This is a genomic window from Armatimonadota bacterium, from assembly GCA_036504095.1.
Classification (GTDB): Bacteria; Armatimonadota; DTGP01; order JAKQQT01; family JAKQQT01; genus DASXUL01.
Genome location: DASXVS010000024.1, coordinates 41,929 through 55,674 on the forward strand (window position 1 = coordinate 41,929; position 13,746 = coordinate 55,674).

General features: G+C 62.7%; 12 protein-coding genes. 8 read left to right on the forward strand and 4 right to left on the reverse strand.

The window, feature by feature from the left end; all coding sequences use genetic code 11:
- Window positions 1-80: 80 nt before the first annotated feature.
- The 4 genes from VGM51_04185 to VGM51_04200 form a co-directional block, all read right to left on the reverse strand.
- Window positions 81-944: a shikimate dehydrogenase gene (locus VGM51_04185; protein ID HEY3412242.1), complete on the reverse strand. Its 864-nt coding sequence runs from the start codon at window positions 942-944 to the stop codon at window positions 81-83.
- Window positions 945-1,124: 180 nt separating this feature from the next.
- Window positions 1,125-2,069 carry a zinc ribbon domain-containing protein gene (locus VGM51_04190; GenBank protein ID HEY3412243.1) on the reverse strand — a complete coding sequence of 315 codons (945 nt, stop codon included), beginning with the start codon at window positions 2,067-2,069 and terminating at the stop codon, window positions 1,125-1,127.
- 400 nt (window positions 2,070-2,469) lie between these two features.
- Window positions 2,470-5,049, reverse strand: a complete 2,580-nt coding sequence (gene pulA, locus VGM51_04195; protein HEY3412244.1) for a type I pullulanase — start codon at window positions 5,047-5,049, stop codon at window positions 2,470-2,472.
- Window positions 5,050-5,179: 130 nt separating this feature from the next.
- Window positions 5,180-8,017, reverse strand: coding sequence for a hypothetical protein (locus VGM51_04200; protein ID HEY3412245.1), 2,838 nt, complete (start codon window positions 8,015-8,017; stop codon window positions 5,180-5,182).
- 489 nt (window positions 8,018-8,506) lie between these two features.
- On the opposite strand from VGM51_04200, the gene VGM51_04205 reads away from it, so the two are divergent.
- The 8 genes from VGM51_04205 (at window position 8,507) to VGM51_04240 (ending at window position 13,675) form a co-directional block, all read left to right on the forward strand.
- The gene (locus tag VGM51_04205; GenBank protein ID HEY3412246.1) at window positions 8,507-8,731 is read left to right on the forward strand and encodes a DUF433 domain-containing protein; all 225 of its coding nucleotides are present in this window, start codon (window positions 8,507-8,509) and stop codon (window positions 8,729-8,731) included.
- Window positions 8,728-9,060 carry a DUF5615 family PIN-like protein gene (locus VGM51_04210; GenBank protein HEY3412247.1) on the forward strand — a complete coding sequence of 111 codons (333 nt, stop codon included), beginning with the start codon at window positions 8,728-8,730 and terminating at the stop codon, window positions 9,058-9,060. The genes VGM51_04205 and VGM51_04210 overlap by 4 nt, the downstream gene beginning before the upstream one ends.
- 94 nt (window positions 9,061-9,154) lie before the next feature.
- Window positions 9,155-9,676, forward strand: coding sequence for a hypothetical protein (locus tag VGM51_04215; GenBank protein HEY3412248.1), 522 nt, complete (start codon window positions 9,155-9,157; stop codon window positions 9,674-9,676).
- On the forward strand, window positions 9,673-10,020 hold the full coding sequence (locus tag VGM51_04220) for a hypothetical protein (GenBank protein ID HEY3412249.1): 348 nt from the start codon (window positions 9,673-9,675) through the stop codon (window positions 10,018-10,020). The genes VGM51_04215 and VGM51_04220 overlap by 4 nt, the downstream gene beginning before the upstream one ends.
- The gene (locus VGM51_04225; GenBank protein HEY3412250.1) at window positions 10,020-10,799 is read left to right on the forward strand and encodes a DUF6754 domain-containing protein; all 780 of its coding nucleotides are present in this window, start codon (window positions 10,020-10,022) and stop codon (window positions 10,797-10,799) included. Before VGM51_04220 ends, VGM51_04225 begins: the two co-directional genes overlap by 1 nt.
- A gap of 27 nt (window positions 10,800-10,826) precedes the next feature.
- On the forward strand, window positions 10,827-12,014 hold the full coding sequence (locus VGM51_04230; GenBank protein HEY3412251.1) for a hypothetical protein: 1,188 nt from the start codon (window positions 10,827-10,829) through the stop codon (window positions 12,012-12,014).
- Window positions 12,015-12,101: 87 nt separating this feature from the next.
- Entirely contained in the window at window positions 12,102-12,974 is an 873-nt protein-coding gene (locus VGM51_04235; protein HEY3412252.1) for a hypothetical protein, read from the forward strand.
- On the forward strand, window positions 12,971-13,675 hold the full coding sequence (locus VGM51_04240) for a hypothetical protein (GenBank protein ID HEY3412253.1): 705 nt from the start codon (window positions 12,971-12,973) through the stop codon (window positions 13,673-13,675). Before VGM51_04235 ends, VGM51_04240 begins: the two co-directional genes overlap by 4 nt.
- Window positions 13,676-13,746: the final 71 nt, after the last annotated feature.

The following is a 13,746-nucleotide window of genomic DNA, read 5'->3' on the forward strand; positions in this document are numbered from 1 at the left end:
CGTTCATGCGTTTACCCAATTGTAACGCATCGGAACAAGCGGTAGTTGCCAGGCAAACGTCCGGCGGCGAAATCCGGTGTTCAACCCGCCGCGTTCAACGCTCCCCCGGCCGCGATCTCCATCTCGGTTACATCGGGTTCCTCGCCGGTCCAGATGCGGAAACTCTCCGCGCCCTGTTCCACCAGCATCGCCAGGCCGTTGCGCGCCCGGCACCCGCGCGCGCGCACTTCGCGCACGAGGCGCGTTTCGGCGGGGACATAGATCGTGTCGAACACATAGCAGTCGTTGGGAAGGTGCGCAGTCCAAGGGAAAGGGGTGGCATCGGCGTCTCGTAGGCCCACTGTGGTGCAGTTGATGACAACGTTCGCGTCTTCAACCGCGTCCCGGGCGTCCTGCTCGTAGAGCGCGTGGGCCTGGACGCGCTCCTGCTCCCACATCGTGTTGACCGCCGCGGCGAGGGACTCCGCGCGATCCACCGTCCGATTGAGGATGATCGCCTCGCCGCCCTCCAGCATCACCGCCTGAACGGCGGCGCGGGCCGCGCCGCCCGCGCCGATAATGACGGTGAGGCCATCCAGGCGAACGCCGTCGCGCGCGAGGGCCCGGAGAAGCCCGGCGACGTCCGTGTTGTCGCCGCGGAGCACCCCGCGGTCCATCCAGACGGTGTTCACCGCGCCCACGGCGGCGGCGACGGGTGAGAGATCGTCCACGACGGCCAGCATCGATTCCTTGTGGGGCACGGTGACGTTTAAACCGCCGAGGCCCGCGGCAAAGAGGCCGCGAACAGCGGAATCCAACTCCTCCAGGGCGATGGGGAATGGCACGTAGACGGCATCCATGCCCAGCGCGGCGAACGCGGCATTGTGCATGGCGGGCGACAAGCTGTGTTCCACAGGCCACCCTGTGACGCCATAGACACGCGTAGCGCCGGTGATAGAGCTCACCTTAGCCGCCTCCCGCGAGCGGAACCGCTCCACCGAATGAATTCGGTGGCTGGGCGCCTGAATGTCGGCTGAAGCCGACTGCCGGGTGTCTCCGTGCGTCGGCTTCAGCCGACATCGCCCGCATAGGCACCGTCTTCAACCGGTGGCTGGCGGTCTCCCATACGCTGCCACGCTTCGTCATCACATCCCCGTCACGCCGCCGGCGGGCGTGTCCGTCACGTCGAACGGCTTCTGGATACCGTATTTCTGGCAGAGAACGGTGAGCTGCTGGTCCGCCGCGGCGAGCGCGCGGTCTTTCCGCGAGCCCAGACTGCCCTTCATGCCGCTCAACTGTCCCGCGAGCGCCTGCGCCTGGCCCGGATCCGCCTTCGCCTGTTGCATGATCTGGCCGATCTGGATCATCGCGCCGGCGTATTCGTAGAAAGCGCTGTTATACGATTGGGCAAACGGCATCGCCGGCGCGGGGATCGGGGTCGTGGCCTTGAGCTGGTCGTCCAGCGCCTTGAGTTTGCCCACGTAGGAACCGATCGCCTGCTGCGCCTGGTCGGGCGTCTCAGTCTTGCTCTTTTCCTTGGCGGCGGCTTCCACGCTGGGATCATCGCCCCAAACCCAATTCATGGATTCCGGCACCGGATTGCCGACGCCCGCCTTCAGCAGCTCCATGGCGAACAGCGCGACGGTGAGGTCGTTCACCACTCGCTGGCGCTCCTTCTCGATGTAGGAGACCTTCTGCAGGTACGCCTCCACCGCTTTCTTGTTCGGGTCTTCGGGCGCGAGCTTCGGCGGCTGGGCGCGCGGAGCTTCTGTGACAGGAGGGCCCGGAAGCGGCGCGGCCGGGGTCGGCGCTGCGGTTACCGGCGGGCCAGGGGGGGGAGGGAGCGCGGTGTTCGCCTGTGTCACCGGCTTGCGGAGCGCCATGAACAGCACGATGCCCAGCACAAGGACGATGGCGGCGAGCACTCCGGCGAGCGCGTACGGCCGGCGGGAAGCGGTCACCGGCGTCACGGTGGGCGGCGCGGGCCGGGCGCCGGACATCGTCGTCCGGTCGCGCGGTAAAGCCTTGCCGCATTTGGGACAGGCGAACCCTTCATCCGGGATTTCCTGGTTACAATGTGGACAGATCATGGCATTTCCCCCCTTGTGGAATCGATGTATGCACGGTAATGGGACGCGCGCCGCCGCGCGGATGTTCCGCACTCAACCGGATGGTAGGGGATGCGCCGCGCGAATGGCCAATGCCGTGCCTGCGTTGATCGGGCAAGACTGGGACGTCGGCTGTTGTACGCCCGTCAATATACGGCTCTGAACCCGGTGTCCCGTCAAAGGACGGTCTATGTTTCTGCCACGGTAGTGTCGGCGTCCTCGCCGACAACGGCGCGGAGTGCCTCCCGATTCGCTGGCGGGCGCGGAGCGCCTCCCTATTCGCTGGCGGGCGCGGAGCGCCTCCCCATTCGCTGGCGGGCCCTGCGGGCCGATTGTCGGCGAGGACGCCGACACTACCAGGGGATGCTACCTTGACGCAACACTACCGTTGCAGCACATACGCCGTCAGCGGTTCCAGCTTCAGCTTGCCCTGCACCGACCCCGGTTGGCCGGAGCCGGCTCCGCTTCCACCCAAGGCGACCGACCATTGCCCGCTGGGCAGTTCGATGTCATCCCTCTGCCGGCTGCCGTGGAGCACCACCAGGATTTCCTTCCACGGGTCGCCCACCTTTGAGCCGTCCAGGCGGAACGCGACGGTCCCGGGCGGCGTAGTCTCGACCGGCAGGAACGTGAGGGCAGTCTTCACCTGCGTCTTGCTCCACAGGCGAAAGGCGGGATGGGCGCGCCGCAGGGCGATGAGCCCGCGCAAGTAGTCGTGCATCTCCGCGTACTCGGGGGCGCGCGACCAATCGTACCGGTTCAACGCGTCGCCGCCGTTGTAGGAGTTGTTGCTCATCCGCTTGGTGCGCCCGATTTCAACCCCGCCTTCAAGGAAGGGAATGCCCTGCGACAAAAGCACCGCCGCGTACGCCAGCCGAACAGCGGACTCCCTCGTCCCGGCGTCCGCATCGGGCATACTGAGCGCCACCTTGTCGCGGAAAGTCATATTATCGTGCGCCGAAACATAGTTCAGCGACTCCGCCGGGGCATCGGCGAAATCGTCGATCGCGCCGGTCACGGCGTTCTCCAGCGACCGCCGATTCACAGGCCCGCCCATCGCGAAGCCCGGCGCCGGACCATCCAGTTCGCCGCGTACCGTCCCACGGAAATTGTCGTTGAACACCGCGACCGGCGTGCCACGCTGAGCGCCCTTCCCGAAGCGCGTCGGGCCGCCTCCGGTCCACGGCTCGCCCGTGATAACGGCATCGGGGTTCACCGCGCGGATCGCTTTCGCAAGATCGCGAACGGTTTCCGGCGTGAACATCCCCAGCAGATCGAAGCGAAATCCGTCCACGCGGTACTCGCGCGCCCAATAGACCAGGCTGTCGCGCACGAACTTGCGGACCATCGGGTGGTCGTCGTTCATCGCGTTGCCCACGCCGGACTCGTTCAGCACGTCACCACGGTCATTGGTCCGGAAGTAGTAATACGGCACAGTCTGCCAAAACGCCGACTGGTCGCCCTCGCTGGGAACTGTGTGGTTGTACACCACGTCCATGATCGCCCCGAGGCCGGCGCGGTGGAAGCCGATGAACATGCTCTTGGCTTCGCGGATGGCGGCCAGCGGATCCTCGCGACGGACGGCGTATTGCTCTTCCGGAACGTTGAAGAGCGTCGTCTCGTAACCCCAGCCGTACATTTCGGAATGCGCCGGGTTGAAATCCTGCATGGGTAGAATCTGGACGTGGGTAACGCCGAGGCCCTTCAGGTAATCGAGGCCCGTCGGGAAAGCCGTGCCGGGAATTCGGGACCCCTTCTCAACCATACCAAGGTATTTGCCGCGCCACTCCGGCTTGACACCGCTTTGGGGATCAATCGTGTAGTCGCGGACGTGCACTTCGTACACAACGGCGTCCGTTGCCTTCCGGCCGGCAAATGGCCGCTTCCCGGGCCACCCCGGGGGATTCGTCCGGGAAAGATCTACGACAATGGACCGTTTCGCGTCGGGACTGGCCGCGTAGCCGTTGATGTCCGCTGCGATTCGCTCGCCACCGCGCGACTCGAAACTGTACTGGTAATACGCGCCGTGAAGGTCCCCGCGCACTGTGGCGTACCACACGCACGCGGGAGAGCGCTTCATCGCGATGGTCCTGGCAGTCGGCGATTTCGCCGAGCCGAACAGCAGCAGGTCGGCGCGCTTCGAAACGGGGCTCCAGACCTTGAATGTGGTACAGGCCGCCGACCACCGCGAGCCCAGATCCGTGCCTCGATAGTCGAAAATTGGGTTGGACAGGACCTCGCGCGCGAAAACCGGCCGCACCGGATCGTCACCAACCTGCACAGTCATCGTCTCAGCCACGTCCTGCGGTTTGAGCGGATCGGCAAGAATCACATGGAATGACTCGTAGGCCGCCTCCTGCGCGGAAGCGGGCACATTGATCAGGACGGGCAGCGAATCCGGAGCAGCCACCTCCGCCGGGTTGTTAATGGAATCCCGGATCGTCCTGTGCTCAAAATCTACGACAAACCGGACAATGCGCTCCGAAGGCACATCGATCGGGATGTTGGCGCCGTGGTCCGCAAAGCCGGCCCCGTAATTCTCGTCCCAACTCCCCCCGCGGGCGACCTTGTACTCGTAGTGACCCGCGCGAAGTTTCACTACCAGTTCGAAGACGTTGTCGCTCGAGTGGAACATGCCTCCGGTGGCGCCGGTCGGATCCCATTCCGTGCCGCCGAGCGCCGCCTGGATTGTCCCCACCACCACAACCTTGTTGGGATCGCGCCCCGTGCCGGCCTTCTGCGCGCCGACGACTTCCTTGACCGCGGCCTCCTTGCCGGCGACGCGCACCCGGATGCGACCGGCAACGTCCCCAACCTTCGCGGCCTGCGGAATCCAGACGGTGATCTCATCGAACTTGTCCAGGAACGCCGGACCGGACCACGGTTCCGCCGCAACTGCGGCGCCCTGCGCGAAAGGCGCCGCCACGATGGCACAGGCAAGCGAGCAAACAACGGATTTCATGCCGGGTCTTCTCCTGGGGAGCGGGAATGCGGAAATCAGCGGTTGGATCGGCAACCAAAGCCTTGATAGGGCTCGCGTAGAGGCAAAACGATGAGGGCTTTCGGCTTCCATGACGGTGCGGCGGCCGAGACTAATGCTTCACAACCGCTTCAGTAATTATTGCCGCTTCCGTCATCCCCAGTTTGGCGTTCTCCAGGCGAGCCAAACCATCCCAGAGGAGGCTTGGGGCAGCGCGGAAATCCAGCACCACGCCGGCACCCGGCCCGCGACCGGATCGCTCTTGTACGTCCGCCAACTGATTCAGACTCCTCACCAGGCTGCTCAGGCGGTCCGGCACCTTGCCATCGGCGTCAGGAAGGCCGCTTGTCAGATCCGGAAGGGCCGCGAGCCAGGCGTAGGCCGAGGGGTTCTGCAGCATCGGAATGAATCCAGCGCAGATGGCGACATCCGCCGTGGGGATGGCGTCCATCTCTTCCTGTCGCTGGATTTCAAGCGCTGAAAACAAATGTACCCTGCCCGGCCACGACTTCCTGGACGCTGCTATCAGGTCCTTCAGCAACGACCCGTCCTCCTTCATGCGGACCGTGGACCAGGCGTTGTCCAGAGCGTTCAGATCGATGTACTCCGAGAACGTGGGAATGCGGATGGGCGAGTAGTATGACGTGCCGAAGTCGCCGGGATCGGTGCTATGTTCCTTTATGAAGGCGGCCCGTTGCGGCACGCCAAAACCGAGCGCCGGCGGACCATAGAGCAACATCCCAGGGCTGGAGGAAAAATAGTGGGGCACGGAGACGCGCGACCACTCGGCGAAAGCAACGCCCGACAACCCACGATATCCCTTTAACTCGTCCAGGACGCCAAGCAATCGAGCCCTGACCGTTGAGTCGGAGGGCTTTACCATGTCCGAAAAGAGAAAAGCGTCGTCCCCGAACAGCCGGCCATAGTCCCATGTGTTGTGCTCGGCGAGGTGAGCCAGGTGCGCGTTCGTCCATTCGCGCCGCCCCTGGCCGCTCCAGTCCGTGTCAACCAACTCCGGCCGCTTGCGCAGCCAGTGCAGGTCGCCACCGCCGGGGTGCCGCCAAGCCAGCGTGTGCAATACCGCTACCACGCGCACCTTCTGAGCGGCCGCCTGGGAGAGGACATCCGCCAGTACGTCCTTTTCCTTTGCCGTCGGCAAAAGCGGGAACTGCTTGCTGGGGTACAGCGTGTATCCATCCCACAGGACCGGCAGATAGAGCGTGTTCAGGCCCTTGCGCTTCATCTGCGCGAACAGCCGTGGCCATTCCGAGCGCGACAGTGGTGGAACCGCCACGGCGCGGGTCTTCGCTGTCAGGACGATCGGCTCATCCGGCTTCACCGCGGGTGGATCGAAATCTCCAGCCTTCCTGGCAGTCGCGAAGGCGATACTGGAGGGTGAAACGCGCGTAGACAGGCTCTGCACTTTGTAGCGGCCCAGATTGGGAACCTCCACGGTTGCCCGGACCACGAAGTCCATCACCTCGGCCTTTTGTAGCAACTGCTGCCCGATGGGCGAGTCCGGATCCGGGCTATCGCCGTTTCGGCCCGACCGCATCCTTTGCAAAACGTCTGCCTGTTGTTCTGATGTCAGGTCCGCGAATTTCATCCGCTCAATCACTGCCGGACCATTGGGACCTTTTGCTTTCTCCACCATCCCGTTTATCTGGTCTGCGTCGGGTCCGGGCGGTCCGTCCGGGTCCGTCTGCAGAAGGTGGAGGAGGCGTTCCTCGAACGTGGAATCGTCCGGTTTTGGGCTCAGCATCTTGTTGAGAAGCGCGTCGCGGTCCTTATTCAGCGTGTCTATCTGCTCTTTCCATCGGGCGAGCGTTGGCGCAAGCGGTTCGCGATCGAAGGTCAGGAGGATAGCGTCTCCCACGCGCCGCCATGCCCCCTGAACGTCAAACGCCATCACGCGGAGCACGTCCCCGCAGCGCAATTTCGCATCGCCGATGAACATCACGTTGTACCCGGCGAAGCGCGGATCCACGCGCAGGGCCAGGCCGGTCGCCTTGGCCGCGGTCTCCACGGCCTTGTCCAGCTTCAGGACCCCGGACACCCCAATGGGGGCGTCGAGCGACTTGTCATCGAAAACGAGGTCGCCCGCTTTCAGCTTGGCGGGCACGGATGTCAGGATCGGAAACGTGTAGCCACTCGGCGCGGTGGGGAACTCCGGCACACTCATCATCTTGCCGGATCTATCCAGCCCATAGATGTAGATCTCATCCGGGGGTGTGTGCCCAGCTTCGGACGGCAAGTAGATGTCGTCGAAAGCGAGATGAAGCCAGAAGGAGCACTTCTCGATGGGTAGGATGCCGTCGAAATCGCGCGTACGGCCCGGTGCGGAACCGTAAGTTGGGGGCGGAGTGGCGGTGAAAAGCCTTGTCGGAGCGCGAAACGCCGCGCGAAGGACGGTTTGCTGCTCCTTGCCGAGGTCATCGAAGCGCAAGCCGGACGCCGTGGCCTTCCGAAGTTGGTCGTCGCTGAGCGTGCGCATCCAGTGCGGTAGGAGCACCATGGGCGTAACGGCATCGAGCACGTCCGGCACATTGGGCTGCTCGTTGATCTGCCACTGGTGTTCACGGCCGATGGTCCAGATGCCCCCCAGCGCAACGGGAATCAGTGTCTCGTGGCCGGCGTCATATGTTGCCTTTGCGGTTGGCGGCGGGTCCGGATCGAGGCGATCGGAGTAGGCGTCGGCAATGGCGTACAACGCTTGCTTGAAGGTCTTGCCCTCCAGTTTCAACGCGGGCCGCGGGCGCCCCATGGCCGGTCCGAGGGAGACGGCAACCAGTGGAACCGGCTTTCCCGCGGCGTATCGCTCCAACGCGTTCGGGAAATAGACACGGTCCGCGGCAATGGGTGGCTTGGGGACCGCGGGCGGCTGCGCGTGCGACGGGCTCAATGGAACCGTGCATGCGATGAATAGGGCGAGCGGGTATCGGCGCATCATAGTCTCCTCCGGGTGTTGCGTTGGATTACCGGCAGAACAATTGACGACACGATGAAACGGGAAAGTTCATCCCTGGGCTCATCCTAACGCGCCGAGGTTCCCATGGCCGCGCTATGCACAGCATAACGGCGTGAATTGCATTCGGCGCCCAAGCCGTGATCTCGTCCGGCTAATCGAGAAACGCGGGCCCGGACCACGCGTCGCCGGTATTGGGGGCGGCCCAAGCGAAAGCCGCCGCCACGATGGCACAGGCAAGCGAGCAAACAACGGATTTCATGCCGGGTGTTCTCCTGGGGAGCGGGAATGCGGCTGGCCATAGCCAGTCCCGAAATCTAGAACATGTATATTACGACTCAGGCGATGCCGTTGGCGCAGAGTGAGGAAGTCTGCAGCGCTGATCCGGAATTATCGTCGCTCGCGCCTTGCGTTTACATATATGATTAACGCGGAGACTGATCTCGCGCCATCCGTGATGGAGTCGACACTCCTATGAACTATCAGGACACCATAACCATTGAGCCCGGCAAGCGTGGCGGGAGGCCATGTGTACGTGGGATGCGTATCGCAGTTTCAGACGTGCTTGGCTGGCTTTCCAACGGTATGAGCCATGCGCAAATTCTGAGTGACTTCCCGGAGTTGACTGAGGACGGCATCTTCGCCTGCCTGGCTTACGCCGCCGATCGAGAACGTCGCCTGGTGACCGCCACACCGTGAAACTTCTGTTCGACCAGAATCTCAGTTGCAAACTCTGCTCTCGATTGGCGGACGTGTATCCGGGTTCCGATCAAGTCCGAAGCCTTGGACTGGGTGAGGCAGATGACCGCGCTGTCTGGGAGTTCGCCAAATCAAACGGCTTAACGATCGGGTCGCAGGATTCGGACTTTGCGGACATGGCCGCACTGTATGGCTCTCCAGCGAAAGTCATCTGGCTGCGGTGTGGCAACCAACCGACTGATGCTGATTGCAAGCTCATCCGCGATCAGGCCCGGGCTATCGCTGATTTCGAATTGGAGAAGACCGCTGCCTGCCTCGAGATCTTTTAGCAGAGATTCCAGCGCACCCGTACACACGTTACCGGCATCGCCGCTCTGCGGTCGGTCCTTGACACCAATCCCCACCCGGCCATAGAATGCGTGCATGCATTCACGGCGCTCACCCGGTTCCTCGGCCACCGTCGCCGCGCCCTCCCGTACCTCCCGAAATGGGGTCAGCGGCGCCGGCGCGGTCGTGCGTGATTCATCCGTGGACGCGACCCTTTCATGGACTGCCCACCCCGCCCGATTGCACCCCCTTAAGGCGCTCGCGGCGTTCGCCGCCGTCTCCCTCACGTGGTGGATTGCGCTCCTGGCATTTGGCAGCCCGCTCATGGCGATGGTCGGCAGCATCGCGCTGCTTGGCTCCGTGGCCGAGGCGCTTTTCCCGATTCACCATCGCGTCACGGAATCCGGCGTCTTCACCCGCTGTGCGTGGCAGATGCGCCAGATGTCATGGGATTCCGTGAAGGGCGCGTGGATGGGCGCCGACGGCATCCATTTGAGCCCGTTCACCCGCGATACCCGGCTTGGGCGCATGCGCGGGGTAACGCTGCGATTTTCCGATGGCAATAACGGCGCTGTGATCGAGGCCGTTCGCCGCCATCTGAAGCGAGAAGCGACATGAAAGAGGAAACTCTCAGTCCCGAGGAACGCGAGCGTGCGCTGGGAATCATCGCCGAACGCATCCGCCGCTACCACCTCGAAACGCCTGCCATCCTCTTCCTTGAGATAAACCGGCCCCTTGCCGACATGGCCGGACTGGCCGCTCACAGCGTGACGCCTCTCTTCGGGGCGTTCACCGGGCTGGACACCGCGGAACGCTATGCCTCGCTTCTGGGCGACAAAGCGGCCCTCGATAGTTTGATCAACCGCCTCGAAGAATCCCGCGACTCCCGGTCCGCGCGTCCCGACGCGAAGCCCGGACCCCCGCGCCAGGATCTCGAAACCCGAAATTCGGAACCAATCTGATGCAACACGCAACTACGACCGTATTCGTCATGCTGTTAGCCCTCGCCGGGCTGATCCTGCACGCGATCTTCGCGGCAAGAGCCGGCAAGAGCCTGTTCATACGGCGCATTCCCGGCCTCTCGGCGATTGAGGAAGCGGTCGGGCGCGCCGCCGAGATGGGCAAGCCGATGCTGTTTGCCACGGGGTTGTCCGGCTTCGATATCGACGGGCTGCAGGCCCTCGCCGTTTGCGGCCACGTGGCCCGCATCGCCGCAAGATACGCAACCCGCCTGATCCTTACCGTGGCCGACGCTCAGTTATACGCCATTGGCGAGGAAATGATGCGTGACGCGTACCAGCGCGCAGGCAGGCCGGAACTCTTCCAGGCCGAGGACGTCCGGTTCCTGAGCGATCAGCAGTTCACGTTCGCCTCCGCCGCGGCCGGCATTATGTATCGCGAGAATGTCGCCAGCAACTTCTTCTTCGGCTACTACTACGCCGAAGCGCTCATCTTGTCCGAAGCCGGGCAGAGCATCGGCGCCATGCAAGTCGCGGGCACGCCGGCGACCACCCAGCTTCCATTCTTTATCGTCTCGTGCGACTATACAATCATGGCGGAGGAATACTACGCCACCACGGCATACCTCACGCGCGAACCGACTCTGCTGGGCAGCGTCATCGGGCAGGATCGCGGCAAGATCCTCCTCCTGTGCCTCATCATCATCGGGACGATCATGCTCACGCTCGCGCCGCAGGCCGCAACGGTTCAGCAGATAATCAACTGGTTCCCGAAACCCTAGGACGCGCACGGATACCGAATACAGCCTATGTTACAGTTTTTTAGTACGCCACAGCACGGTTGGAAGCTGGCCCTGTGTGTTATCGGCACCATCGTCGTCTTTGTGGCGATCATGGCGCTCATTCACCCGACCGCCAACGCTGTAAAGAAGCGGATCACAATGGTCCTCGCCTTTGCCGGCGGGTTGTTGTACCTGCTGGAATTCATCGTCCCAGCCAACGTTTACATCGGCCGGACGGTTCATAAGGTCGATGGCAAGGACTACAGCGCCGTGGTGACCTCGGCCGGCCCGAACACTCCGGGCGCGGCTTTTCAGCCGGGTGACACGTTCCTGAAGTGGGGAAAAGCCGCGACGCCTGACCACGACGCACTCAACGCCGCCATTGCTAACGCCGCCGCCGGCCAGATTGTCCCGGTAACCGTGCTGCGCAACAACGCGCCGGCCAGTGTGACGTTCACGATGCCGCCGGCCCCGAAGCCGGCCGCCGGCGAAGGAGACAATGTCCCACCGGTAACGGCGGAAAAGCTGGGGTTGTCGGTACAGGACACAGGCAACCCTTTCACCCCGTTCATGGCGCCCCTCGGCAGCGCACTGCGCATCTTCCTCGCCCTGGCCCTGTTGCTGGGCATCGTGAACCTCTTCCGGGTGAACGGCCGGACGTTGTTCCGCCGCCGCGCCGGATCGTGGTATGCGCTGGCCTTCTTCTTCGGCTTCTTCGCGATGGTGACGGTTTGGGCGCTGACCTACTACCACCCGGGAGTCTCGGAAAAGGTGGCGCAGACGGCGTCCACCGCTACCGAGCACTTTGTTCCGGGGAGAATGGGTCAGTACTCCGGGTGGTACAACGTGGTGTACAACGGCGGATTCAACGCGCTGGGTTCCACGATGTTCTCGCTGCTGGCGTTCTTCATCGTGAGCGCCGCCTATCGCGCGTTCCGGGTACGCAGTTTTGAATCCATCCTGCTGCTGGGTTCGGCGTTGATCATGATGCTGGGCCTCACACCATTGGGAACACACTTCATCACAGGCAGCATCCCGCTGGACAGTCCGTACTCGTTCCTGAAGCTGGAGCGGATCTCGGAGTGGATCCTGCTGGTGCTGAATGGGGCGGCGCAGCGCGCGCTGCTCTTCGGCATCGCCGTTGGTCTGATGGCCACGAGTCTGCGCATCTGGCTCAGCCTCGAACGCGGCCAGTTCTTTGACGCGGAAATGTAAAACGTAGGGTCTAGGGTACAGGGTCTAGGGTCTATGAGAGGCCCTTAACCCTAACCCCTGGACCCTAGACCCTTTACCCCGAAAACTATGGGAAACATCGACAGACGAATACTGTACCTGATCGCCTTACTGGTGATGGCGCTGCCGCTCTTTATGAATGTGCCGCTGCCCGTGGCGAAGAACCCGAACTCGCTGAATTTCTTCAACAGAATCCAGAACCTGGACCAGTCGAACGGCAAGAACATCATACTTCTGTGCGCGAATTTTTCGCCTGACACCAAAGGTGAGTCGATACCGCAAGCCGCTTCCGTCGTCCGGCATATGCTTACTGTTGGGAAGAAGTTCGCCATATTCACGTTCAACTCCGGCACTCCGGCAGGCCAGGAACTGGCCAATACGGAAGTCCAGGACGTCGCAAACGAGTTGAACGCGAAGAACCCCGGCGGCAAGCAGTTGACGTATGGGGTGGACTGGGTGAATCTGGGCTACAAGCCGGCAACCCTGCCCATCCTGCAATCGCTTCCCCGCGATATCCCCGGCTGGTTCGGTCACGATTCCCGCGGCACGCTGCTAGCGGACATCCCCGTGATGAAGGGCATCAAGGACTACCACGACATCGGCCTGGTGATCGACGTATCGCCATCGGCAACGTATCTCTGGTTGATGCCGGCGATCACGGACAAATACCGGAAGCCGCTTCTGCTCGCGCCTACATCCGTTATGGTTCCGGACATTTATCCGTTCGTGAAATCCGGGCAGGTGGCCGGCCTGCTGCGCGGCATCCTCGGCGCAGCTGAATACGAGGCCCTGCTGAAAGAACGCGGCATTGCCCCGACCACGTACAAGGGAACACGCCAGATGACTTCCGTCGCGGCCCTGGACGCCTACATCATGCTGCTCATCGTGATTGGCAACGTTGCTTACTTCCGAAGCCGTACCCGGAAGGAGGCGGCGCAATGAACCTGGGAAACCTGACGCTTCAACAATTCAACCACATTGAGGTGACGTTTGGCGCCATTTGCACGGTCGCCATTTACAGCCTGCTCTGGCGCGAAAACCCGGCGTATCGGCTGTTCGAGTACCTGTTTCTCGGCATCGGCGCCGCTTACGGCGCCACCCGCCTGTTCCAGGACAGCCTGATCAACGACTGGTGGGTCCCCATGACCCGCGGCGAGTGGTGGTGGATGGTGCCGTTCCTGCTCGGCCTGCTTTACCTCACGATCTATTCCAGCAAACTGGCGTGGATGGCGCGCATGCTTATCGGCACTTTGATGGGACTCGCCGCCGGGTTGCAGATTCAGCAGGTAGCCATCACCTATTTCCCGCAGGTCACGGACTCCTTCCGCCCTCTCTTGCCGAAAGCGGTTCCGGCCTACGCAAAGCTGATGGACAAGGACATCGTCAACACGGTGATCACAAACCGCATCGAAGCGGCGAACAACGTCGTGTTCTTCGTCACTCTCGTGGCAGTGATGACGTATTTCTTCTTCAGCTTCGAGCACAAAGGCAGATTCATCACGGGCACCGCCAAATTGGGACGATGGCTGCTGATGCTGTCGTTCGGCACGATGTTCGGGTCCACCATCACCGCGCGCGCCGCCCTGGCAGTCAGCCGCATCATCTACGTGTTGGGCGACGCTCTGAACAAGCTGCCGCGGTAGGGGATTGCTGTCTAATGGAAGCGTACTGGATAGCGCGGCAACGATCCGCACTTCGTAATTCTCTGAAACGG

Coding starts and splice junctions, on each gene's coding strand:
- VGM51_04225 (HEY3412250.1), top strand. CDS start 10,020: ATGCAACACGCAACTACGACCGTATTCGTCATGCTGTTAGCCCTCGCC.
- VGM51_04215 (HEY3412248.1), top strand. CDS start 9,155: ATGCATTCACGGCGCTCACCCGGTTCCTCGGCCACCGTCGCCGCGCCC.
- pulA (HEY3412244.1), bottom strand. CDS start 5,049: ATGAAATCCGTTGTTTGCTCGCTTGCCTGTGCCATCGTGGCGGCGCCT.
- VGM51_04235 (HEY3412252.1), top strand. CDS start 12,102: ATGGGAAACATCGACAGACGAATACTGTACCTGATCGCCTTACTGGTG.
- VGM51_04220 (HEY3412249.1), top strand. CDS start 9,673: ATGAAAGAGGAAACTCTCAGTCCCGAGGAACGCGAGCGTGCGCTGGGA.
- VGM51_04240 (HEY3412253.1), top strand. CDS start 12,971: ATGAACCTGGGAAACCTGACGCTTCAACAATTCAACCACATTGAGGTG.
- VGM51_04205 (HEY3412246.1), top strand. CDS start 8,507: ATGAACTATCAGGACACCATAACCATTGAGCCCGGCAAGCGTGGCGGG.
- VGM51_04190 (HEY3412243.1), bottom strand. CDS start 2,069: ATGATCTGTCCACATTGTAACCAGGAAATCCCGGATGAAGGGTTCGCC.
- VGM51_04230 (HEY3412251.1), top strand. CDS start 10,827: ATGTTACAGTTTTTTAGTACGCCACAGCACGGTTGGAAGCTGGCCCTG.
- VGM51_04200 (HEY3412245.1), bottom strand. CDS start 8,017: ATGATGCGCCGATACCCGCTCGCCCTATTCATCGCATGCACGGTTCCA.